Below are 22457 nucleotides of genomic sequence, written 5' to 3'. Positions count from 1 at the left end.
CCATACTCCATGGCACTCCCCTGGGGTCAGGGGGTTTACTCGGCGCATGAGTGACAGGAATGGACTACTCGCCGGTAAGACCGTCATGATCACTGGTGCGTCGAGCGGTATCGGAGAAGCGGCCGCTCGTCTGTTCGCCGCCGAGGGGGCGGCGGTTCTGCTGATGGCCCGCCGTGAGGGCGTGCTCAAGCAACTGGCCCAGGAAGTCAACGACTCGGGCGGACGTGCGGCGATCAGCGCCGGCGACGTCTGTGACGCCGAGGACGTACAGCGCGCCGTGGACGCGGCCCTCGAGCACTTCGGCACCCTGGACGCGGCCTTCAACAACGCGGGCTTCGCCGGTGCCGACCTGTCCCCGATGCACGAGCTCGACCAGGCCGTCTTCGAGCGCACGATGGCCGTCAACGTCAGCGGCACCTGGAACTGCCTGCGCTCCCAGATACCGGTGATGCTCGCAGCGGGGAAGGGCGCGATCGTCAACACGTCCAGTACCGCGGCCATGGGGGCCACCGGAGCCCCCGTGCCCTATGTCGCCGCGAAGCACGCGGTGCTCGGTATGACCAGGGCCGCGGCGGCCGAGTACGCGGCGCACGGCATTCGCGTCAACACGCTCGTCGTCGGCACGACCCGTACGGAGATGATCGGCCAGGCGGTGGAGGCCTACCCGGAGCTGGAGGCGGCTTTCATCGCCCGGCAGATGCAGAAGCGCATGGCGGACCCCGCCGAGATCGCCCAGGCGGCGCTGTGGCTGTGCAGCGACCGCGCCTCCTTCGCCACGGGGTCGGCGCTGTCCGTGGACGGCGGGTGGACCGCCTCCTGAGGAGGCCCTAGGGACCGGCCGTGTCGTCCGCCGCGTCCGTGTCCTCGTCGTCGCGTTCGCCCTCCGCCTGGGAGGGAGTGGTGTGCGGCGGGTCCGGGAGGTCCGGCTCGTCGTCGCGTTCGCCCTCTGCCTGGGACGTGGTCTGTTCGCTCATGGTCGTGCCTCCTGCTGACGGACGGCGTCCCGGGCCGGGTACCCCGCCCGGGCCGTCGGCACCACACCGCCGGGCCCCGCCTCACCGCCTCAGCGGCCGAGTCGGCCCAGGGCCGTCCGCAGGGCCGTACGCACCTCGGCGGGCGGCGGAGGGCCGTCGCTCCCGGCGCTGGCGGTGACCGCCGCGGCGACGGTGCGCAGCTTGGTGTTGGACAGCTGGGAGGCCTCCCGCAGGATGTGCCACGCCTCGTCCGACGTACAGGCGTGCAGGGCCATGAGCACGCCGCGCGCCTGGTCGATGACCGGGCGTGAGGCGATCGCCCGGCGAAGCTGCTCCACCTCTTCCTCGAGGACGTGCAGCCGCTCGGCGGGGGCCGCGGAGGCCGCGGAGGCCGGCGGGTTCGCGGCGGGATCGGGCGCGGGCTGCGGCTTCGGGCGGTGGGCCGTGGCGCGCAGCGGGTCGGTGGTGTCCAGGCCCGCCAGTTCCAGGACCCGCAACGGCCCGCCGTGCCAGTTCGTCGCCGTCACCGGCACCGCCTGCCGGTGGCTGAAGCCGCCCAGCAGGTCCAGGAACCGCAGTCCGGCCGTGTCCATGAAGAGCACGTCGCCCATGTCCAGGTCGACCCGCTCGACGTCGGCCGGCAGCGCGGCCAGGGCCTCGGCGAGGATGTCCGCGCATCCGTGGACGAGCTGTCCCCGCGGGACGAGCACCGCCCGGCCGGCGTCCACCCGGCCGTCTATGACCAGGGTGGCCGGCGTCCCCGCCAGACGTGGTGGTGCCGCTGGGCTCATGTCACCGCCTTGTCCGTCCTTGTCGATGCCTGACAGACGTCGCAACGTCACACAGCCCCCCGTGGGGTGCACCTGCCCGCCGGACCGCGGACTACACCCGACGCCGGGGAATGACCGGCCCGCGGGTGGGTAAAGGTGCTGCCCGGCTCCTTCGGCCAGGCTCCCTCCCGGGCACGTTCAGAGCGCCGACCGCCACGTGAACGTCGTTCCCCCGCCGTCGGCCTGGCCCGTCACGCCGTCGTCGAAGACCGTCAGCCGTACTCCGTCCCGGCCGTCAGGGTCCCGGCCGTCCGGCGGGGTGGTGGTCGCGTCCACGGTGACCTCGACGCGGGACACCCCTGGGCGGCCGGCCGCGTCGGTCAGGGCGTGGCGCAGGGCGGTGAGCAGACGGTCCGCGACCCGGTCCGGTACGCGGGTGTCGACGGCGCCCGCGAAGTGCGTGGACGGCGGGAAGCCGAGCAGCGCGGCGGCGGACGCCGTCTCGCGCAGCACCCGGCCGCGCAGGCCCGTCGGAGGTCCGGCCGGGGGCTGCTGGAGCGCGAAGATCGTCGTACGGACCTCCTGGACCGTGGACCGCAGTTCGTCCACCGCCCGGCCGAGGACGTCGCGGACGTCCTCGGCGCCGGGGCGGCGCCGCGTGGACTCCAGCATTATGCCGGTGGCGAACAGCCGCTGCACCACCAGGTCGTGCAGGTCCCGGGCGATGCGGTCGCGGTCCTCGTAGACGGCGAGGCGCTCCCGGCCGCGCCGGGCGTCGGCCAGGACGAGGGCGAGCGCGGCCTGCGAGGCGAACTGGGTGGCGAGCAGCCGTTCGACGTCGGTGTAGGGGCGGTCACCGCGGCGGCGGGGCAGGGCGAGGGTGCCGATCAGCCGGCCGTCCGCCCGCAGGGGCAGCATCATGCTCGGTCCGAACCGGTGCCGTACGCGTGTCGTCATGCGCGGGTCGGTCGCCGAGTCCGTGACGAACACCGGTTCGCCGCCCAGGAGCTGCTCCAGGACCGGGCTGCCCGGTGCGATGGCCGCGCCGACGATGCCGTCCGGGTCGTCGGGCGCCGAGGCGGTCACGATCTCCATGCCGCCCCCGGCGGTCGGCTGGAGGATGACGCCCGCACTGGCGTCGGCGAGCAGCCGGGCCCGCTCGGCGACCGTCGTGAGCGCGTCGTCGGCGCTCTCCTCCGTGAGCAGCGCGGTGGTCACGGCCGCGGCGCCCTCGATCCAGCGCTCGCGCTGCCGGGCCGTCCCGTCCAGCCGGGCGGCGCCGATCACGTTGCCGGCGTGCGTGGCCAGGACCCGTACCAGCTGCTCGTCCTCGGCCGTGAACGGGCCGCCGCCGGGCCGTCCGGACAGCCGCAGTTCACCGAACTCCTCGCCTCCCACGTGGACCGGCACCCGCAGCCGGTACGCCGTCCCGGCCGACTCCGGTACGCCGTCCCGGCCCGCGGTGCGGATCCCGGCGAGGCCGCCCTCGCCGGGGTCGGAGGTGACCAGGGCCGCGCAGGCGGCGCCGGTCAGCTCGGCGGCGTGGTCCACGACGCGCTCCAGGGTGCCGCGCGGACCGAGGTCGGTGCCGACGTCCAGGACCGCTTCGAGCAGCCGGATCAGTCGGATGACGTCGAGTGCAGGGACATCGGCTCGATCCGGCCCTCGAGCATGATGCCGAGGCCCTGGACCGCGCACACGCCGGGCCGCTCGGCGATGTGCACCGGCATGCCGGTGGCCTGACGCAGCATCTGGTCGAAGCCGGGCAGCAGCGCGCTCCCGCCGACCATCATGATCCCGCGGTCCGCGAGGTCCGCCACCAGGTCCGGCGGGCAGTCCCGCAGCACCTTGCCGATGCCGTCGAGGACGGCCGTCAGCGGCGTCTGGATGGCGTTGCGCACGGCGGCGGTGTCGACCCGCACGGAGCGGGCGAGACCGGTGGCCACGTCCCGCCCGTGGATCTCGGTGGACGTCGGCCCCTGGGTGGTCAGCCCGTTGCCGGACAGGGCGAGTTGCAGGGGCCGTACCGACTGGCTGGGCAGCATCAGCTCGTGCTGGTGGCGCAGGAGCTGCACGATCGCGTGGTCGACGGCCTCACCGCCGACCGGGATGCGTTCGGCGGTCACGATCGAGCCGAGGGAGAGCACCGCCACCTGCGTGGCGTGCGCGCCGCACACCATGATCATGGTGGCCTCGGGCTGTTCCACCGGCAGTTCGCAGCCGACCGCCGCGGCGATCAGCGTGTCGACGAGTTCCACGCGCCGCGCGCCGAGCCCGACCAGCGTCTCGATCGCCGCCCGCTGGGCCAGCGGATCGGCGCCGTGCGGGGTGCAGACGGCGGCACGCAGCCGGGGTTTGCGGCGCAGGGCGCGGCGGATCTTGTCGCCGAGCAGGTGCCGCAGCATGCGCTGGGCCATCTCGATGTCGACGACCGTGCCACCGGAGATGGGCCGGACGACGCGAATGAAGGCGGGGGTGCGGCCGGTCATCTGCTCCGCGAGCTCACCGACCGCGATGAGCGCGCCGGTCCGGGTGTTGACCGCGGCGGCGGACGGCTGGTCGACCACCAGCCCGGCGCCCTTGACGTACACGCGGGTCCGCGACGCGCCCAGGTCGACGGCGAAGTGGCAGCGGCGCAGCTGCTCCAGACTGGCGGTACTGGCGGTCATGGCAGATCCTCCCGAGAGCGCGGACCGTGCGGGGCCGCCCGGTGGCCGGCCTCCTAGGCATCGTGCGCGGGGGCCGTGGCGGGCGCCTTCCGGAGGGGGCCGGGCGGGGGGCCGCTGAATGGGGGGACCCGGAGAACGGCGGATTCCGGTCGTCCGGCGCGCACCCCGGCCGGGGCGCCGTCAGTCCGCGAGCGCGTTCACGGCGTCGACCAGGGACATCAGCGAACGGACGAGCACGTCGCAGCCCGCGGCGCGCAGGTGGTCGGCGTCGGCGAGTGTGCCGGCGTAGCCGATGAACGGCAGGCCCAGTTCCCGGGCCGCGCCCAGCTCGGTGGCCGAGGAGCCGATGACCACGGCTGTTCGGGCCGGCGTGTACAGCGAGTCCAGGGCCCGCCGGAGGCAGTCGGGGTCGGGCATCAGCGTCGCGAGGTCCGGGCCGCGCCCGTGGACGTGGCCGACCGCGCCGGACAGCGCGTGCCGTGCCAGGTGGCGGCGTACGGCCTGCTCGGAGACGTCGGTGAACACGCGGTAGGCGTAGTTGAAGCGGGAGGCCTGCAGGGCGGCCACGAGCGATGTGGCGTAGGCGGTCTGGCCCGCTCTTGCCGCCGCCTCCAGCTCCAGCCGGTCGAGGCGCTCGCGCAGGAGCGGACCGAGCCGGGTGTCGTGGGCGAACGCGCGCAGCACGTCGAGGGGCCGGGCACGGGCCTGTGACGGGTCGATCGGGCCGCCGGAAGCGGTGAGGGGCCGACCGGCGAGCGAGTCCTCCGGCGTACGTTCCTCGGCCACCAGCGAAAGCAGTTCGCGAGTCGCCCTGCGGGCGGCGGCACCGGAGAAGAGGGTGGCCAGCGGTCCCTCGAAACCGAGCAGCATCGCGTCGGCGGTACGCAGCACTCCGAGCAGCGTCCTGTCGGCACCGCTCCACAGCCGGGTCCGGTCCTCTCCCGGCTCCGGCCGCCGCGGCCCGGTCTCGGTGACCGACGGGGCCAGCCGTACCGAGCACCGGACCGACAGCCCCGGCACCGGCCATGGAGCGAGCCCCTCCCCGACCTCCCGCTGGGCGGCACGGGCCCTGGGCAGTGGGTGCCGGCGGGTCAGCCGGGGCGCCTTTTCCAGGAGGTGGCCGAGCAGCCGGTCCAGCACGTGACGGGTCTCGCCGTCGACGAAGGCGACCGGGTCGTCGACGTGCCAGGACAGCTCGACCGAGGCAGCGAACACCCCGCCCCGGGAACTGGGCAGTGAGGCCTGGCGCGCGAACCGGTACGTGGTCAGGTCGACCTCGTAGTACGTCGTCGGCCGGCCGGCCGGCAGCAGGCGCCGCTCCTCAGGTGCGAGCAGGGCCGGCGGGCCGTCCGCCGGCACCAGGACGACGGCCGTGCGATGCGGGACCGGGGCGGGGAGGAGGGACGGGTCCGAGGCGGTGAAGGGGCCGCGCACCAAGTCCCTCTCGACGACCGCGGGCGCCCGCGGCGAGGGGGGCGCCGCCAGGTGCAGGGAGCAGTACCAGGCGAGCGGCGGTTCGTCCGCCGCGGATGAGCGCAACGGCAGGAAGCGGGCCGCCTGCGCCGCGGCGGGGCCGCCCGCGAACTCCTCGTACAGGACGGGTGAGACGACGACCACCAGGTCGCCGGCGCTCCCGTCGAGGGCGGCCCGCATACCCGGCGGCTCGACGGGGCGGTGCGCGCCGGCGAACCAGGAGGCGTGCCAGAACGTCACCCGCAGCCTCGGCGGATGCCGCAGCCCGGCGAGCGCGTGGGGCAGCGCCCGCAGGACGTCGGCCAGGACGGGCTGGACGTCGGTGTCCGGTTCGGTGAGGACGATGTGGCCGTTGCCGCGGGTCAGCACCTCGTACTCGTGGCCGGCCAGGGCACTGCGGTCCAGCAGCCGCGTCACCGCCAGGCCGAGGGCCCGGCGGGCCTCCTCGTCCAGCGGGGAGGCCGCCTCGAACACGATCGTCGGACGCTGCCGCTCCGGCGCGGTGAGCAGCGCGCGGTACAGCTCCTGGAGCGCGGGGCCGACCGGTTCGCCGCCCTGCCGACGACGGTGTTCGGCGTGGACCTCGTACGACTCGACGGCCTCCGCGGTCCGGCCCGAGTCCCTCAACGCCATGATGTGCAGGCGGCGCAGGTCCTCCCGGTCCGGATGTTCTCGTACGAGGCGTCCGAGGTCGTCCAGGGCACGGTCGGCGTCGCCCAGCTCCAGGTCGAGCTCGGCAAGGGCGGCGTACAGGCTGAGGCGCAGGTCCTCCAGCCGGGCTCGGGCGGCTCGGGCGGCGGGGCCGGGGACGCGCTCCAGGGGCTCGCCGTACCAGAGGTCCAGCGCGTTCCGGATCGCCCGGCGTCGCGGCCGGCGCCCGGGGTCGTACCGCGGGCGGCGGAGCACGTCCTCGCAGAACGACACGTCGATGTAGTCGTCCGGCGTGTGCAGGGCGTAGCCGTCGGGGAGGGCGGCGAGGGTGCCGGGGCCGAGGAGGTCCCGGAGCTCGGTGGCCAGCACGCGGACCCGGTTGGCCGGGAAGTCGGGGGGGCGGGTCTCCCACAGGCCCTCCACCAGCTCCTCGAACGACACCCGCTGCCCGTGTCGCAGCACGAGCATGCAGAACAGGGCCTCCACCTCGGGGGGGACCGGGACCGTGGTTCCGTCGTCGCGGCGGACCGCCGGCCGGCCGAGCAGCTGGACACGCATGCGACGGGGCCAGGAGACCCGGGCGAGTTCCGCCACCGCCGAGCGCGAGACCCCGGACGCCGGGCTGTGCTCTATCTCCCGGACCAGCTCCTCGTACTTGGCCGGGGTCGGCACGTTCCGGGCCAGCCGCTGCACCAGGCGGCCGAGTTCGACGAGGTCCTGGGCGGCGTCCTTGCCGGCGGCCTCCTGGCCCAGCGCGAACCGGCTGATCACCACGGTGCCGTCCCGCAGCAGCAGGAGCCCGTCGGCGTCCCGCCGGCCCCGCACCAGACCGCGCGCGTGCAGGGCCTGGAGCCCGGCCGTGGTCTGCGTGGCCAGGCGGGCGAACACGCCGAAGGACACGCCGGGCCCGCTGCCGTCCTCCAACTCCCGCAAGGTGACACCGTCCAGGAACTCGGTGACCAGGTAGGGCCGTTCACCCTCCAGGCCGTGGTCCAGCACCCGTGTGACATGCGGGTCGTCGAGTTCGGCGAGCGTCCGCGCCTCACGCGTGAACCGCTCCGGTGACGTCTGCTCCGGGTACAGGTGGACGACCACGGGCCGGTCGGTGCGCTCGTCCACGGCCTCCCACACCCGGTGTCCGGAGTCCCGCTGTCCCAGCAGCCGGTATCGCCCACCGACCAGCCGCCCCGCAGCCCGGTCCCCGCCGAGCCGCCGTACCGTCTCCTCGGCGACGGTCGCGAACGCCGTTCCCGAGATGCCGTCCGCGTCCGTGCCCCGGCGCGCCTCGGCCTGGAACTCCCCGGCCGCGAGCCCCGCCCGTTCGTCGATCAGGGCGCCGACCCGGTCCAGCAGTTCGCGGGTGCGTCCGCGCTCGGTACGCGGCAGGGAGCGCAGCAGCAGGTCGCGTACGCCCGGGCGGAAGGCGTACGAGCCGGGTGGGCCGAGGACCGTGGTGAGCAGGCCGCTGAGGACGATCTCGGCCAGGTGCTGCGGACGCGGCGCGCGTTCCAGTGCGCGCTGCACCAGGCGCATCACCGGCAGCGACGGCACGGCCAGCGACAGATGGCCGGCCAGCCGGTACGCCTCCGGGGACGCCGTCGACCGGAACCTCAGTACCAGCTCCTCGGGGGAGAGGGCGGCGACGTTCCGGGGCGGTTCGGCCGGAGGTACCGGCGCGGGCGGCAGCCAGGCCACCGCGCCGGGGACGCGCCCCGAGCCCGGGTCGGCGACCAGCCCGGCCCAGTTGGCGAGCCAGGCCGGACCCGGTTCCAGCACGGGGAGGGGGACGGCGGACGGGGGACGCTCCATGGTGTCCGGGACGTACGGCGTGAACGTGAGGGTGGCCGAGGGGGCCGCCGCGGCCGGGGGCGTGAGCAGGCCGGCGGAGGTGGGCAGAGCCGTGGTGTCCCACAGGTGCTCGGGCAGGGGCTGGACGATGGCCAGGGGCATCCGGCCGGCCCAGCGGCGCAGCGTGCGGTACCAGCGGTCGCCCGCCGGGCCGGGCCGCCACTGCGGGCCCATGCAGTCGCTGACGATCAGTGTGACGGTGCGGCCGTCGGCGAGTACGGGGACGCCCCGAGCGTGGCCGTCGGGGGTGGCCCGCCGCGCGGTGACCGCTCGGAAGATGCCCGACTGGGCCAGAACGACGTGCAGTTCGCGTGCCAGGGGCTGCCAGACGGGCATGGTGGGGCCCACGTCGTGGACCAGGTTGAGGCGGAGCCAGCGGTCGGGGGCCGGGCGCAGCACGGGCAGCCAGACGTCGGGGTGCGCGCCGAGCCGTGCGATGCGCTCGGCGGTGGCCCGCTCGTCCAGGACACGGGCCCGGGAGTCGGGCACCTTCCGTTGGAGGGGGCGCAGCGCGCGTTGCAGGGCGAGCGTGTGGTGCAGCATCGGGGGCGCGGGTGCGAGCAGCGGCGTGCCGTCGGCGGCGGCCGGGAGAGGGGACGGCTCCGGCAGATGCAGCGGGACCCTGGCTTTCGGAGGCACGGTGGGCGGCGGGTCGCGAGGAGGCGGATCCGGATCCGCGGCCGGAGGCGGTTCGTCGCGGGCGGTGGCCCCGGGTGGGAGGCCGCCGGGCTCCGCTCCCGGCCCGTGACCGGAGCGGAGCCCGGCAGCCTCCCGGCCGGTCGGCACTCCGGCCCCGGGCGCCAGCCGTGCCGCGAGCCACAGCAGCTCCGCCAGCTCGCGCGGGGTGACGTCACCACCGGCGTCCGGGCCCGCGGCCGCGGCGAGCGCGGCGCGCACTCTGCCGACCTGGGGCGCGCCGTCGGGTGGCGCGCCGACCGGGGGCACGCCGTCCGGGTCAGAAGCCATCACCGTCCGCCGTCGCGCTCAGGTAGGGCATCAGCTGCTCGGCCAGGGCGTCGCGCGAATCGGTGTCCAGGCCGGCGACGCCGGTGAGGTAGATGGCGTTCAGCAACTGGTCGGTGGCGAGTTCCCCGCTGGTCGCCCGGCTCAGGAAGCCGTCGATCAGGGAGGTGGCCGCGGCGTCCGGCTCGCCGAGGTGGGCGCGGACGATGTCGGTGAGTTGGGCGCGGTCGGGCCGGCGCAGCCGCAGCCGGACGCAGCGGCGCAGGAAGGCGGGCGGGAACTCGCGCTCGCCGTTGCTGGTCAGCACGACGAACGGGAAGGCGCGGCAGCGCACCCGCCCGCGCCGGACGGAGACCGGCCGGTCCCCGCCGTCCGTCAGGACCACCGCCTCGTCCTGGGCCGAGTGCCGGGCGGTGCGGACCAGTTCCGGGATCTCGTACTGGCCCTCCTCCAGGACGTTCAGCAGGTCGTTGGGCAGGTCCAGGTCGCTCTTGTCGATCTCGTCGACGAGCAGCACCCGTGGACGGGAGTACGGCAGCAGGGCGGTGCCGAGGGGACCGAGCCGCAGATGGTCCGCGACGTCGCCGCCGTGACCAGGCCCGCCGTGATCCGGCCCGCCCTGATCCGGCCCGCCCGCGCCCGGCTCGGGCGTGGGCCGGTCCGAGTGCCGCGCCGCCTGCTTGGCGGCGTAGAGCCGGGACAGCGGGTCGTACTGGTAGAGACCGTCGGCGAGGCCGCTGCGACTGGTGATGTTCCAGCGCAGCACGGGTCCGAGCCGCAGCTCGTGGGCCACCGCGTACGCCAGGGAGGACTTGCCGGTGCCGGGCGGACCGGTGACCAGCAGCGGGCGGCGCAGACACAGGGCGGCGTTGACGAGCTGGACGCTGTCCGCAGTGGCCACGTACGTCTGGGCGCGGTGTACACGGTCGGGGGAGATGGTCGACCCGTCCTCGGGCTCGCCCGGGGTGTCCAGCGGTGGTCCGCCGTCGAACGCCCGCCACGGCGGCGGCGCGGGCAAGCGGTCGATGCCGTCGTGCGGCTCGCTGTCGCCGGTGTAGACGGACCAGTGCGGCATCTGCGGGTCTCCGGGTCTGTAGAGGGTGGTCACGCTACGGGGCACTGGAGGTGGACGGCCGCGGCGTGCGGGTCGGTGAAGCAGCGCGGGTCGTCCCAGAGCAGCTGGATGTCCCTGGCCCAGTGACCGTCCTCCGCGTCGGCCTCCTCCCGCAGGGCGAGCACGGTGCGCGGCAGTTCGGTGAGGGGCACCCGGCTCACATGTGCGTCGAGCGCGTCGAGGAAGGCGGAGCCCGGGCAGCCGTCGGCGCCCGGGGGGCCGGACCGGTGACCGTCGGCGCAACCGCCGCGCGGCCAGACGATGGCGGGGGCGGGAGCGGTGAGCGATACCTCGAAGTGCGCGCGGGTGGGGGCGGCGTACGGGGCCGCGGCGAAGCCGGCCAGGCAGGTTCCGTCCCTGCGCAGTGCGTACCGCAGCTTGCGGGGTTCCTCCGGGCATCCGCACTCCACGCGGTGCAGCCGGGCGCCGCCGCGGGCGTCGAGACGGTTCCAGGCGCGGGTCAGCACATGCCGGGTGGCGGCCTTGCGCCGGGTGTGGTCGGTCACCACCACCGGGTGGACGCAGCCGAGCGGCGTCTCGTCGTCGGCGGCCCTCGCCCAGCGGTCGACGGGCCAGTCGAGCCAGTCGCGGGGCAGCGCGAAGGCGATCAACTCCTCCGCGCCCGGAGTCAGGTGACGGAAGGCCTCCTCGATCCGGTCCTGGACGTGGGCGCGCAGCCGTGCCTCCGGCACCGTGTCCGAGCCGACCGGGTGACGCCGTCCGCCGCTGTACGCCGACACCTCCACCCGGACCAGCCCCTGACCCGCACCGCTGGGAGCCAGCTCCACCAGGATCGGTGACCAGTCCGGCCGGACTCGGTCGTCGGGCAGGCGCAGCAGGGCCTCCAGCCGGTCGGCGAACCGGGTCACGGTGGCCGTCGCGCGCGCACTGTCGAGTTCACAGAGCACGAACAGGGCGGCCGACCACAGTGAGTCGAAACCGTCCGGCGGCGGCAGCGGGTCGAACGGGTCGGCGGCGGCGGTGTACAGCCGCACCGGGTCGCAGTCCACGCCCGCGCGGACCGCCTTCTCCACCAGCTCGCGCAGCCGCGCGCGCTGGGCCGCCGCATGCTGGGAGGCGGGTACCAGACTCTCCAGGTCGGGCCAGTAGCGGGCCATGACCCGGGTCGGCATCATCCGTCCGTTGCGCACTCCCTTGGCGCCGGCCGCCGCCGTGACCATGCCGACCACCTCGCCGGTGTCGGCCAGGGCGACCGCCGCGCCGCTGTAGCCGCGGGCCAGCGGCTGGCCGTCGGTCTGCCAGGCCTCCAGCTGGTTCCACTCGCCTTTGATGAGCTGCGGTCCGGTGGTGCGGTACTCGGCCAGCGTGCCCTCGTCGAACCCGGCCGGGAAGCCGTACACGACCAGCCTGCGGGGTGGTTCACCGTGGGCGGCCTCCGTGGGCGCCAGTGCCGCGGGGGTGATGGCGACTTCGCGGTCCAGTTCCAGTACGGCCAGGTCGCCCAGGTCGGTGGCGCCGCCGCCCCATCCGCCGTGGGCGATGATCCGCGCGGGCACGGCGGGCAGCTCCGGGCGCTCGGTGAACGTCACCGTCAGCGGGTCCCGGTCGCCGTCCCGTACGACGTGGGCACAGGTCAGCACCTTGTCGGGGGTGACCAGGAAGCCCGCACCGGCGATCCGGCCCCCGCACTCGATCCGGGCGTGCCAGGTAGCGCTGCTCATGACCGGCCGGCGGCTCCCGGGTCGGCCGGGTCCGGCGCCGGTGACCAGTTCAGCCTCACGACCAGATGACCCTCCGCCGACCCCTTCGCGATGATCGCGCCGGCCTCCGCGCTCAGCTTGACCCCGAACTCCAGCTCCACCGAGTCGGGTCTGAGCGAGCCGTCCCTGAAGACCCGCAGCGCGGACTCGGCCGCCGCCCGCACGCCCTCCAGGGAGCCCTCGAAGGTGCGTGCCGCCTGGGCCGGTCCGTCACCGCGCGAGACCAGCCGCGCCCCGTCCTCGTCCTCGACGCCCTCGACGACCACACGCACGCCGTCCTCGGTCTTGAACTCGGTCAACCCGTCCATGGCGCCACTCGCTCCCCGTAAGCCGTACGTACCTCAGTGACACACCATTGTGACGGACGGTACTCGGCCATGTCCCGTGTCGCGATGCCGGTCCCTCGCGCCCCTGGCGGAAACCCGCCAGGGCGCCAATCCGCCACGTCCGGTCAACTCCCGGACCCCACAGGCCCCCTGAGACTTCTCGCAGCACTCGTCGCAGCACTCTACGACGATATGAAGAGAGGCGTGGATGAGCAGAGGACCAGTCAGACGCGGAGCGACCCTCCTGTCGGCGGGGCTCGTGATCGCGCTGCTGCCGGCCGGTACGGCGGCGGCGCAGGAGCCGCCCCCGGACACGGCACGCACCCCGGCCGCGGCCACCCCCACCGCCGGCGGTACGGCCGCCGCCCGTACCGTCACCCTCGTCACCGGCGACCGGGTGACCGTCACCGAGCTCGGCGGCGGCAGGAAGACCGTCGAGGTCGAGCGGCCCGAGGGCGCCACCGGCGCCGTGCACACCCGCAGCGCCGACGGCCGGACCACCGTCGTACCGGACGAGGCCATGCCGTACCTGCGCGACGGCAGCCTCGACGAACGGCTTTTCGACGTCGGTGAGTTGCTGGCGCAGGGACTCGCCGACGCCGAGACCGGCGAACTGCCGCTGATCGTGACCTACGAGAAGGGCACCAGGGCCGCCACCCCTAAGGGGACCGAGCGCACCCGGGCGCTGCCCAGCGTGCGCGGGGCCGCCGTCGAGGCCGACAAGGGGCGTGGATTCTGGCGCGAATTCACCGGCCGGGGCGCCGGCATCGACGGTGTGTGGCTCGACGGACGGGTCACCGCCGCCATGGCCGAGTCCAACGCGCAGATCGGCACGCCCGAGGCCTGGGAGGCCGGGCTGACCGGCAAGGGCGTCACCGTGGCCGTGCTGGACAGCGGCGTGGACGCCGGCCATCCCGACCTCGCCGGACGGGTCGCGCGCAGCCGGAGCTTCATAGCCGGGGAGGAGGTCGCCGACCGGCACGGCCACGGCACCCACGTCGCCTCCACCGTGGGCGGCAGCGGCGCGGCCTCCGACGGCAGGGAGAAGGGCGTCGCGCCGGGCGCCGAACTCGCGGTGGGCAAGGTCCTGAGCGACCAGGGCACGGGCAGCGAGTCCGAGATCATCGCCGGCATGGAGTGGGCCGCCCGGGACGTGGACGCCGACATCGTGTCCATGAGCCTCGGCTCCACCGAGCCCGGCGACGGCACCGACCCGATGGCACGGGCCGTCGACACCCTGTCCCGCGAGACCGGCGCCCTGTTCGTCATCGCCGCCGGCAACACCGGCAGCCCGTCCTCCATCGGCTCGCCCGGCGCGGCCGACGCCGCCCTGACGGTCGGTGCCGTCGACCCGGCCGACGAGGCGGCCTGGTTCACCAGCGCCGGACCCCGGTACGGGGACAACGCCCTCAAACCCGACCTGTCGGCCCCGGGCGTGGGCATCCTCGCCGCCCGCTCCCGGCTCAGCGAGGGCAGCGGCGACTACACCTCCATGGACGGTACGTCGATGGCGACGCCGCACGTCGCCGGGGTGGCCGCCCTGCTCGCCGAAAAGCACCCCGACTGGAGCGGCGCGCAGCTCAAGGACGCGCTGATGTCCACCTCGAAGCGACTCGACGCCTCCGTCTACCGGTTGGGCGCGGGCCGGGTCAGCGTGCCGGACGCGATCGGCGCCGACGTCACCGCCACCGGCAGCGCCGACCTCGGCTTCCACTCCTGGCCGTACGAGGCGAACGAGCCGGTCACCCGCACCGTCACCTACACCAACGCCTCCGACGAGGCCGTCGAGTTGAGGCTCGCCGTCCAGGGCGCCCCCGAGGGCGTCGCCACCCTCGCCGACACCGCCCTCACCGTGCCCGCGCACGGCACCGCCTCCACCACCGTCACCGGGGACGGGTCCAGGGCCCCGGTCGGGCAGACGAGCGGCCGGATCGTGGCGTCCGGCGCGGACGGCACGCCCGTCGCGCACACGGCGATCGGGCTGGTCAAGGAGGAGGAGCGGTACACGCTCACCGTCCACGTCAAGGACCGGGCGGGCGACGCCACCCCGGCCGACCTGGTCGTCCAGCGCCTCGCCGAGGGCGTCGACCCGGTCCCCGCGCACGTCGGTGAGTCCGGCACCCTCCGGCTGCGCCTGGTGCCGGGGACGTACAGCCTGACCTCCTTCCTCGACGTGCGCGGCGGCGACGGCGCCGACTCGCTCGGGCTCGGCTTCCTCGCGGCGCCCGAGGTCGTCGTCGACCAAAACCGTGAGATCACCCTCGACGGACGCGAGCTGCGCGAGGTCAGCGCCGAGGTCGACAAGCGCACCGAGACGCGGCAGCTGCTCATGGAGTACGACCGCAGCGCGAACGGCTCGGACCTCTTCGGCGCGGTCCAGGTGCCGTTGAAGTACGACAGCGTCTTCGCCGCGCCCACCGGCGCAAAGGTCACCGAGGGCGACTTCGAGTACCGGACCGTGTGGCGGCTGGGCAAGCCGCTGCTGGAGGTCAAGGGCGTCGGGGAGGCCGTCGTCCAGTCGGGCGGCACCCTGATCGAGGGGCGCGGCCGGCTGCCGCTGGTCGACGTCGGGGACGGGCCCTTCCCGGACGGCGTCCGGGGCAAGGCGGTCCTCGCCCGTCTCACCGGGGACACCGAGCCGGCCGCCCTCGCCCAGGCCGCGCAGGACGCGGGCGTGAAGGCGCTGTTCGTGACGGACGACGCGCCCGGGCGGCTGACGGCCTGGTGGGGCACCGCCGACAACGCCGACCGGCCGTTGCAGATCGCCACGGTGAACAAAGCCGACGCGCGGCGGCTGCGCGACGCCGGGCGCGTCGACATGACCGGGACGCGCGACACGCCCTACACGTACGACCTGTCCCAGGGGCACCGGGGCGCGGTGCCCGACCGGGACCTCACCTACGAGCCCGGACGCCGCGACCTCGCCGTGCTGCCGACCAGGTACCACGCGGCCGAGCCCACCGCCGGCGGCGAGTTCCGGTACTCGATCACCGACACCTTCCCGATCGGCCTCGGCTTCCGGGAGCGGATCGACTTCCCGGCCGAACGCACCGAGTACGTGTCGACGGAGCCCGGCCAGCTGTGGCACGAGTCCGTGACGACCGCCGACGGCGCGCTGGAGCAGCGGTCCGGGACGGTCCGGTACGAGGGAGGCAGGCGTACGGAGCTGAACTGGTTCAAGCCCGTGTGGCACCCGTACCTCGGCACCGGACTGGGCTGGGGACAGCAGCGCGTGGGCAACCGGCTCCAGTTCAACGCCCCCGGCTGGGGCGACTCCGGCCCCGACCACACCGGCTTCGGCGACGTGTGGAGCGAGACGAGCGGGATGTCGCAGACCACGTCGGTGTACCTGGACGGCGAACTGGTCGACCAGGGACCGAGTTCCGCCGCCTACGTCTCGGACGCGCCGGCCGACGAGCGCACGTACAAGCTCGTCACCGACACCTCGCTCGACGCCGGGCGCTGGAAGCTCGGGACCGAGGGGCACGCGGAGTGGACCTTCCGCTCGGCCGCCACCCCGGACGACCGCTGGACCTACCTGCCCCTGATCAACCTCTCCTTCGACGTCGGCACCGACCTGGCGGGCGAGGTGCGCGGCGGGAAGAGGCTGCGGGTCGGGATCGGCGCCGAGTACGTGGCGGGCGCCCCGGACACCGGGACGATCGGCGGCGGCAAGCTGGAGGTGTCGTACGACGAGGGCGAGACCTGGCAGCAGGTCCGGCTGCGCGGCGACGGGAAGGGCGACGGGCAGGTGTCCTGGCACGGGACGCTGAACGTGCCCCGTGGCGCCGGGCACGTCTCGCTCCGCGCCTCGGCGGGCGACGACCGGGGCGGCTCGGTCACGCAGGAGATCGTGCGGGCGGTGGCCGTGCGGTGACACGCGGACGGCGCCGCCTCCCTGGGACGGGGAGGCGGCGCCGCCTGGGTTCTCGGACCGTCAGACCAGCCAGCCGACGAAGTGGACGATGCCGGCGAGGATGTCGGTGAGAAGGTTCATGATCGTGCGGCTCCTTGCGCTGTGCATGTGTGGGACCTACTTGGGACTGTGCGCCGACTACGGTCTGCAGCCCGTTGCGTGCACACCGTAAGTATCGTGGTCCCGGCAGTCACATGCGCTCCTCAGAGCGACGATCACCTGTTCCAGGGAACAACTGATCGCTTGTTCGGATCACGCCAAGCTCTGCCAAATCCTGCGGTCGCAGCCGCAGTTGGCCGGCCGTCGCCTCCACCTCCTGGGGCGGCCGCTTCAGGATCGCCGCCGCGAGCTCCGGTGCGATGACGGAGAAGTAGCTGTCCGGCGTGGCCCAGGTACTCCCCGGCGCGGCCAGCGCCAGCGCGCCGCCCGAGCCGCCCTCGCCGATCACCAGCGTGGTGACCGGCGTACGCGCCGACGCCACCGCGACGAACAGGTCGGCGATCGCCGCGCCCACGCCCTGCCGCTCCGCCTCCGCGTCGTTGGCCGCGCCCGGCGTGTCCACCAGGGTCAGCACCGGAACGCCGAGCCGGTCCGCGAGCCGGATCAGCCGGGCGGCGGTGCGGTACCCGGCGGGCCTGGTCGCCGTCCCCGTCTGGGCGGCGTACGCGATCGTCCGCCCCGCGTGCTCGCCGAAGCCGCAGAGCACGCCGTCCGGGTCGGTGCCGCCGCAGCGGTCCCCGGACAGGGCCGCGCGGTGGGTGAAGTAGGCGTCCAGATACGCCCGTGCGCGCGGCCGTCCGGGAGCGCGGGCCCGCCGGACCGCGTCCCAGCCGGTCTCCGGCAGGCGGGTGGTGCCCAGCGGCTCGGGCACCGGCGCCGGGTCGCTCGACGGTGCCGTCAGCAGCCGCAGCCACCCGCCCAGCGTCGCGCGCAGGTCCCCGGGCGGTACGACGGCGTCCACGCTGCCCGCCGCCAGCTGCGCCTCGGCCGTGTACGCAGCCGGGTCGGCGTCCGGCGGCCGGACCCGGGAGCCGGCGAAACCCACCTGGGCGCCGGGCAGCGCGAGGACCACGTCGGCGCCCGCGCCCAGCGTCGCCCACCCGCCGCCGGTGGCCGGGTCGCGCACCACGGCGATCTGCGGCAGCCCGGCCTCCCGGACGAGCGCCGACTGCCGTGCCACCCGCTGGAGCTGGGTCAGCGCTAACATCCCCTCCTGCATCCGGCTGCCGCCCGTGGCGACCAACGGCACCACCGGCAGCCGGTGTTCACGGGCGTGGGCGTACGCCGCCTCCAGCCGGTCGCCGGTGGCGCGGCCCAGCGAACCGCCGAGGAAGCCGAACTCGAAGGCGAGCAGCACCGCTCGGACGCCCCGCACGTGCCCGGTCCCGCAGACGACGGACTCCTCCTCGCCGGTGCGCTCGGCGGCGCGGGCACGGGAGGCGTCGTAGCCGTGCCAGCCGAGGGGGCCGTCGGGCCGTGACTCCCCGCCCGGGTGGGGGAGTTCGGTGAAGTCGTCCGTGACGAGGGCGAGGAACTCGCGCGCGGACAGCCGCTCAGTCATGCGCCAGGGCCCGCTTCATGATCTTCCCCATGTCGTTGCGGGGGAGCGAGTCGAGGTGCCGCAGGACGCGGGGCCGCTTGTGCGGGGCCAGCCGGCCCGCGACGTGGTCGGCCAGCGCGTCCAGGGCCGGCGGCGACTGGGGGTCGGCCGGCACGATCCACGCCACGATCCGCTCGCCCAGGTCCGGGTCGGGCTCCCCGGTGACGGCCGCCTCCCGCACCCCGGGGTGTTCGAGGAGCGCGTTCTCGATCTCACCGGCCCCGATCTTGTACCCGCCGCTCTTGATCAGGTCGGTGGCCTTGCGGCCGACGATGCGGACATAGCCGTCGGGGTCGCGCACCGCCATGTCGCCGGTGCGGAAGAAGCCGTCCTCGGTGAAGGCGGCGGCGGTGGCGTCGGGGCGGTTGAGGTACTCGGTGAACAGGTTCGGGCCGCGCACCTGGATCTCGCCGACGCTCTCCCCGTCCAGCTCCGCGATCGGCGTGCCGTCCTCCTCCACCAGCCGCAGCTCCACCCCGGGCAGCGGCACCCCCACGGTCCCGGCGCGCGGTTCACCGTCCGCCCGCACGCTGGTGTTCATGAGGGTCTCCGTCATGCCGTACCGCTCGATCACCCGCCGGCCGGTCGCGGCGGCGATCCGCTCGTGGTCGTGCACCGGCAGCGCGGCCGACCCGGACACCAGCAGCCGGGCCCCGGTGAGCGCCTTGGCCAGCTCCGGGTCGGTGGGCAGGGCCTCGGCGATCCGGTGGTACATCGTGGGCACCCCGAACAGCATCGTCGCGCCGTCGTTCAGCTCCCGCGCCGCGCCCTCGGCGGAGAACCTGCCCAGGTGCCGTACGGACCCGCCGCGCCGCAGCGGCCCGAGGACGCCCAGCACGAGGCCGTGCACGTGGAACAGCGGCAGTCCGTGCACCAGCACGTCGTCGCCGGTCCACCGCCACGCGTCGGCGAGCGCGTCCAGGGTCGTCGCCAGCGCGCGGCGGGGAATGACGGCGCCCTTGGGCGGGCCGGTGGTGCCGGAGGTGTAGACGACGAGGGCGGGGGCGCCGTCGTCGGCGTGGCCGTCCTCGGGGACGGGGCCGGTGGCGCGCAGGTCGACGTCGACGCGCTCCAGCGCGCCCAGGGCGGGCGGGAGTTCGCTTCCCGGGGGCGCCAGGACGAGCGACGGCTCGCTGTCGGCGAGGATGTGCGCGAGTTCCTTGTCGCCGGACTTCGGGTTGAGCGGCACGGCGGGGACACCGGCCAGCAGCGCCGCCACCACGGCGACGGCGGTCTCCATCGCCGGGGTCGCCCAGACGGCGACCCGCCCGGCCCCCCGGATCCGTCCGGCCGTGCCGCCCGCCGCGGCGGCCAGTCCGGCGTACGTGAGGGAGCGCTCACCGAAGCGCAGGGCGGGCCGGTCGGCAGGGGCGCCGGGCCCGGCGGGGGAGAGGGCGGGGAAGAGAGAGGACACGCGTCGTACTCCTTAGCTGTTGCTCGCGGATACCGATTCTGCGACGTGGGCCTACCCGAGGCCGGGTACGACCAGCACCAGCCACGCCAGCGCGGGCACGGCCGCCACCACGATCCCTCCGTAGACCATCAGCTGCCTGAAGAACCGCTCGCGTTCGGCCTCCGGCGCCGCGGCCAGCACCAGCGCGCCGTTCGTCGAGAACGGGCTGACGTCCACGACCGTCGCCGAGACGGCGAGCGCCGCCACCATGCCGACCGCCCCGATCTCGCCCTGCGCGAGGAACGGCACCGCCAGCGGGATCAGCGCGCCCATGATCCCCACGGAGGAGGCGAAGGCCGACACGATCGCGCCGATGTAGCAGAGCAGCACCGCGGCCAGCAGCGGGACGCCGATGCCGCCGACGCCCTCGCCGGCCCAGGTGATGGTGCCGATCTCCTCCAGCACACCGACGTACGTGAGGACACCGCAGATCAGCAGGACCGTGGACCAGGCGATCTCGCCGACCGCGCGGCGGCTGTCGTCCGGCCAGGCCGTGCTCAGCACGACGGCGAGGGAGACCGCGGTCAGGCCCGCGTCCAGGTCGAAGCCGAGGACGGCCACGACCAGGGCGACCAGGGCGACCAGGGTGGCGATCCGGGCCGGGGTGAGACGCAGGCCGGCGCCGGTGCCGTCGGTGTCCTGACCGGGTCGGACGGCGACCGCGGCGGGTGCGGCGCCCCCGGCACCGGTGCCGCTGCCCGGACCGCCTCCGGAACCGGTGTCCGCGCCGGCGCCGGTGGACTTCGTGCCCGTGCCCGTGCCCACCGCGCCGTCGTCCTCCGGCGTCACCGCTCCCCGCGCCCACAGCTTGCGCCCGCCGAACAGCACGAACAGCACGCCCGCGATGACCAGGTTGGCGATCAGCGAGGCCAGGAAGAGGGTCACCTCGCTGCCCGGCAGCCCCTCGCGCTCGACGATGCCGTTGACGATCGAGCCGTAGATGCTGATCGGCGAGAAGCCGCCGGCCTGCGCGCCGTGCACCACCATCGTGCCCATCAGCAGCGGGCTGATCGCGTACCGGGTGGCGAAGCTCAGCGCGATCGGCGCGACGATCGCGACGGCGGCCGGGCTGACCGCGCCGATCGCCGTGAGCGCGCCGGTCAGCGCGAACATCACCCACGGGATCAGCGCGACCCGCCCCCGCACGAGCCGGACGGCCGCGTGCACCAGCCAGTCGGTGGTGCCGTTGGCGCGGGCGATGGCGAACAGATAGGTGACGCCGACGAGGACGACGAACAGGTCGCCGGGGAACCCGGCGAAGATGCCGTCCGCGTCGAGGTCCGCGACGAGCGTGCCCACCCCGAAGGCGGCGGCGAAGGCGAGTGCGCCCATGTTGACGGAACGCGTGGTCGCGATGACGAACACCACGACGAGGACGAGGATCGAGATGAGTTCGGGGGACATGCGGGGGCTCCCGACGACTGACCTTATTGGCTGAGTGGCTGAGCCACTTGAACGGTGCGGCTGGTCGGTCAGCGTGGGCCCCGCCCGGTCCGCCGTCAAGGGGTCGCGCACGAATTGGTTCAGCCACTCGGCCACCTCTCGCCGGTGCTACGCTCCCGGCGAGAGGGGGGATCTCGTGACCGACGCCCTGCGCCCCATGACCAGGCAGCGCCTGTACGAACAGGTGCTGGAGCGGCTGCGCCAGTACGTCACCGACGGCGGCCTGCGCGCCGGCGACCGGCTTCCGCCCGAACGGGACCTCGCCCAGCGCCTCGGTGTCAGCCGGGCCTCGGTGAAACAGGCGATCGTGGTCCTGGAGGTCCAGGGCCTGGTGGAGGCGCGGCACGGTGGCGGGACGTACCTGGTGCGGGACAGCCTCGACGTCGAGCCCGTCGAGGAGATGGTCGAACGCCGGCGGCGGCTCCCGGACGTCCTGGAGGCCCGCGAGGCGCTGGAGACGAAGCTCGCCGAACTGGCCGCCGAGCGCCGCACGGAGGACGACCTGGCCGCGATGCGGTCCGCGCTGGCCGTGATGGCCGAGGAGATCGAGCGCGGCGGGCACGGGGTCGAGGGCGACCGGCTGTTCCACGCCGCGGTGACGGCGGCGGCGCACAGCAGCCTCCTCGCGGAGTTCATGCGCTCCATCGCCCACCAGATCGCCGAGAGCCGCACCGAGTCCCTGCGCCAGCCGGGCCGTCCCGGCCGCTCCCTGGCCCAGCACCGGTCCATCCTGGACGCCGTCGCCGCCCGGCAGCCCCGGCAGGCCGCCACCGCGATGCGCCGCCACGTCCGCACGGTCGCCAAGGTCCGGCTGCTGGACTGGGACCCGGAACCGGAAGAGGAACGCTAGGTCGGGGTGCGCCACCTTCCGTTCGCGTCGACGCCGACGCGCCCCGTCAGCGGTCGCCGACCGCCGTCCGCTGGAGCAGACCCCAGGTGAACTCGGCGACGGCCTCGTGCCGTCGCCCCCGCGCGTCCGGGGCGGTGAAGGCCAGCCCCCACCGTGTCGGCGCCGAGCCCTGGAGCGGGCGGGCGGGAGCGAAGGCGCGGGCAGCCTCGTCGACGGTGCAGGACCAGGGGATGAGGTCGTCCAGGGTGCGCAGCCGCGGTCCCTCGGCGCCCGGGGCGCGGACCAGCCACTCGTTCCACACGACGCCCTTGTCGGCGACGAGCACCTCGAAGCGCAGGGCGGGCCAGAGGGGGAGCCGCCACTGCCGGGCCTCGCACTCCAGGCCGCCGATCCGGCGCGGCGTCGCCGACTCGGGCTCGCCGAGCACGGACCGGTACCGGGCGGCGGCCGAGCGCGAGCGAGGGGAGCGGAGCATCGCCTGCCAGCGCCTGTTGGCCTCCCGCATGTCGGCGATCGAGGCGCCCAGCTCGCGGCGGGCGTCCTCGACGGGGCCGGGGTTGTGGTCGGCCATGCGGCGCAGCAGCACCAGCTGGAAGTCGAGCGGGGTGAACGGGGCGGTGGGCCGCTTTCCGGTGGGCGTGGAGGCCATCGCACCATCGTGGACCATGGCGCGCCATCGTGGATCA

15 protein-coding genes and 1 pseudogene are annotated in these 22457 nt (G+C 74.7%); 3 read left to right on the top strand and 13 right to left on the bottom strand.

Going from position 1 to position 22457, the window contains the following annotated elements:
* Positions 1 to 46: 46 nt before the first annotated feature.
* Positions 47 to 820 carry a glucose 1-dehydrogenase gene (locus ACH4NX_RS09875; RefSeq protein WP_351388152.1) on the top strand — a complete coding sequence of 258 codons (774 nt, stop codon included), beginning with the start codon at positions 47 to 49 and terminating at the stop codon, positions 818 to 820.
* 7 nt (positions 821 to 827) lie between these two features.
* Here the strand turns inward: ACH4NX_RS09875 and ACH4NX_RS09870 are convergent, their stop codons facing one another.
* The 9 genes and pseudogenes from ACH4NX_RS09870 to ACH4NX_RS09830 all read right to left on the bottom strand — a co-directional run bounded on the left by ACH4NX_RS09870 (position 828) and on the right by ACH4NX_RS09830 (position 12491).
* A complete protein-coding gene (locus ACH4NX_RS09870; protein WP_351388155.1) occupies positions 828 to 974 on the bottom strand; it encodes a hypothetical protein in 147 nt (48 codons plus the stop codon).
* 89 nt (positions 975 to 1063) lie between these two features.
* Positions 1064 to 1765, bottom strand: a complete 702-nt coding sequence (locus tag ACH4NX_RS09865; RefSeq protein ID WP_398128486.1) for an ANTAR domain-containing protein — start codon at positions 1763 to 1765, stop codon at positions 1064 to 1066.
* 177 nt (positions 1766 to 1942) lie between these two features.
* A complete protein-coding gene (locus ACH4NX_RS09860) occupies positions 1943 to 3373 on the bottom strand; it encodes a GAF domain-containing protein (protein ID WP_398128556.1) in 1431 nt (476 codons plus the stop codon).
* Complete coding sequence (locus ACH4NX_RS09855; RefSeq protein WP_398128485.1) at positions 3364 to 4413, bottom strand: rod shape-determining protein; 1050 nt, start codon at positions 4411 to 4413, stop codon at positions 3364 to 3366. The genes ACH4NX_RS09860 and ACH4NX_RS09855 overlap by 10 nt, the downstream gene beginning before the upstream one ends.
* A 180-nt stretch (positions 4414 to 4593) precedes the next feature.
* A complete protein-coding gene (locus ACH4NX_RS09850; RefSeq protein ID WP_398128555.1) occupies positions 4594 to 7656 on the bottom strand; it encodes a BTAD domain-containing putative transcriptional regulator in 3063 nt (1020 codons plus the stop codon).
* Between the two features lie 204 nt (positions 7657 to 7860).
* Positions 7861 to 9351: pseudogene (locus tag ACH4NX_RS09845) on the bottom strand (SAV_2336 N-terminal domain-related protein); the annotation flags it as partial.
* A complete protein-coding gene (locus ACH4NX_RS09840) occupies positions 9341 to 10423 on the bottom strand; it encodes an AAA family ATPase (RefSeq protein ID WP_398128554.1) in 1083 nt (360 codons plus the stop codon). The gene ACH4NX_RS09840 and the pseudogene ACH4NX_RS09845, both read right to left, overlap by 11 nt.
* 29 nt (positions 10424 to 10452) lie before the next feature.
* Entirely contained in the window at positions 10453 to 12144 is a 1692-nt protein-coding gene (locus tag ACH4NX_RS09835) for a trypsin-like peptidase domain-containing protein (RefSeq protein ID WP_351388163.1), read from the bottom strand.
* Positions 12141 to 12491 carry a CU044_2847 family protein gene (locus tag ACH4NX_RS09830; protein ID WP_351388166.1) on the bottom strand — a complete coding sequence of 117 codons (351 nt, stop codon included), beginning with the start codon at positions 12489 to 12491 and terminating at the stop codon, positions 12141 to 12143. Before ACH4NX_RS09830 ends, ACH4NX_RS09835 begins: the two co-directional genes overlap by 4 nt.
* 226 nt (positions 12492 to 12717) lie before the next feature.
* Here ACH4NX_RS09830 and ACH4NX_RS09825 point away from each other — a divergent pair, with 226 nt between their 5' ends.
* Complete coding sequence (locus ACH4NX_RS09825) at positions 12718 to 16386, top strand: S8 family serine peptidase (protein ID WP_398128484.1); 3669 nt, start codon at positions 12718 to 12720, stop codon at positions 16384 to 16386.
* A 229-nt stretch (positions 16387 to 16615) separates the two neighbouring features.
* Here ACH4NX_RS09825 and ACH4NX_RS09820 read toward each other — a convergent pair whose 3' ends face one another.
* Genes ACH4NX_RS09820 through ACH4NX_RS09810 form a run of 3 tightly spaced genes read right to left on the bottom strand, consistent with a single transcriptional unit; the run spans position 16616 to position 20882 of the window.
* On the bottom strand, positions 16616 to 17986 hold the full coding sequence (locus ACH4NX_RS09820; protein ID WP_398128483.1) for a carboxyl transferase domain-containing protein: 1371 nt from the start codon (positions 17984 to 17986) through the stop codon (positions 16616 to 16618).
* Positions 17979 to 19439, bottom strand: a complete 1461-nt coding sequence (locus ACH4NX_RS09815; RefSeq protein WP_398128482.1) for an acyl-CoA synthetase — start codon at positions 19437 to 19439, stop codon at positions 17979 to 17981. The genes ACH4NX_RS09820 and ACH4NX_RS09815 overlap by 8 nt, the downstream gene beginning before the upstream one ends.
* 51 nt (positions 19440 to 19490) lie before the next feature.
* Positions 19491 to 20882, bottom strand: coding sequence for an SLC13 family permease (locus ACH4NX_RS09810; RefSeq protein WP_351388174.1), 1392 nt, complete (start codon positions 20880 to 20882; stop codon positions 19491 to 19493).
* A 175-nt stretch (positions 20883 to 21057) separates the two neighbouring features.
* Here ACH4NX_RS09810 and ACH4NX_RS09805 point away from each other — a divergent pair, with 175 nt between their 5' ends.
* The gene (locus tag ACH4NX_RS09805) at positions 21058 to 21771 is read left to right on the top strand and encodes a FadR/GntR family transcriptional regulator (protein WP_351388177.1); all 714 of its coding nucleotides are present in this window, start codon (positions 21058 to 21060) and stop codon (positions 21769 to 21771) included.
* 46 nt (positions 21772 to 21817) lie between these two features.
* On the opposite strand, the gene ACH4NX_RS09800 is transcribed toward ACH4NX_RS09805, so the two are convergent.
* Positions 21818 to 22420 (bottom strand): hypothetical protein, encoded by a 603-nt coding sequence (locus tag ACH4NX_RS09800; protein ID WP_351388179.1) that lies wholly within the window; start codon positions 22418 to 22420, stop codon positions 21818 to 21820.
* Between the last annotated feature and the right edge of the window lie 37 nt (positions 22421 to 22457).

The sequence above is a fragment of the Streptomyces sp. NPDC017225 genome (assembly GCF_044331465.1).
Classification (GTDB): domain Bacteria; phylum Actinomycetota; class Actinomycetes; order Streptomycetales; family Streptomycetaceae; genus Streptomyces.
This window is presented reverse-complemented; position numbering and strand designations above follow the sequence as displayed.

Excerpts from the sequence above, each read along its gene's own strand:
- ACH4NX_RS09855 (WP_398128485.1), bottom strand. The coding sequence starts at position 4,413 with ATGACCGCCAGTACCGCCAGTCTGGAGCAGCTGCGCCGCTGCCACTTC.
- ACH4NX_RS09865 (WP_398128486.1), bottom strand. The coding sequence starts at position 1,765 with ATGAGCCCAGCGGCACCACCACGTCTGGCGGGGACGCCGGCCACCCTG.
- ACH4NX_RS09825 (WP_398128484.1), top strand. The coding sequence starts at position 12,718 with ATGAGCAGAGGACCAGTCAGACGCGGAGCGACCCTCCTGTCGGCGGGG.
- ACH4NX_RS09840 (WP_398128554.1), bottom strand. The coding sequence starts at position 10,423 with ATGCCGCACTGGTCCGTCTACACCGGCGACAGCGAGCCGCACGACGGC.
- ACH4NX_RS09800 (WP_351388179.1), bottom strand. The coding sequence starts at position 22,420 with ATGGCCTCCACGCCCACCGGAAAGCGGCCCACCGCCCCGTTCACCCCG.
- ACH4NX_RS09835 (WP_351388163.1), bottom strand. The coding sequence starts at position 12,144 with ATGAGCAGCGCTACCTGGCACGCCCGGATCGAGTGCGGGGGCCGGATC.
- ACH4NX_RS09820 (WP_398128483.1), bottom strand. The coding sequence starts at position 17,986 with ATGACTGAGCGGCTGTCCGCGCGCGAGTTCCTCGCCCTCGTCACGGAC.
- ACH4NX_RS09875 (WP_351388152.1), top strand. The coding sequence starts at position 47 with ATGAGTGACAGGAATGGACTACTCGCCGGTAAGACCGTCATGATCACT.
- ACH4NX_RS09810 (WP_351388174.1), bottom strand. The coding sequence starts at position 20,882 with ATGTCCCCCGAACTCATCTCGATCCTCGTCCTCGTCGTGGTGTTCGTC.
- ACH4NX_RS09830 (WP_351388166.1), bottom strand. The coding sequence starts at position 12,491 with ATGGACGGGTTGACCGAGTTCAAGACCGAGGACGGCGTGCGTGTGGTC.
- ACH4NX_RS09870 (WP_351388155.1), bottom strand. The coding sequence starts at position 974 with ATGAGCGAACAGACCACGTCCCAGGCAGAGGGCGAACGCGACGACGAG.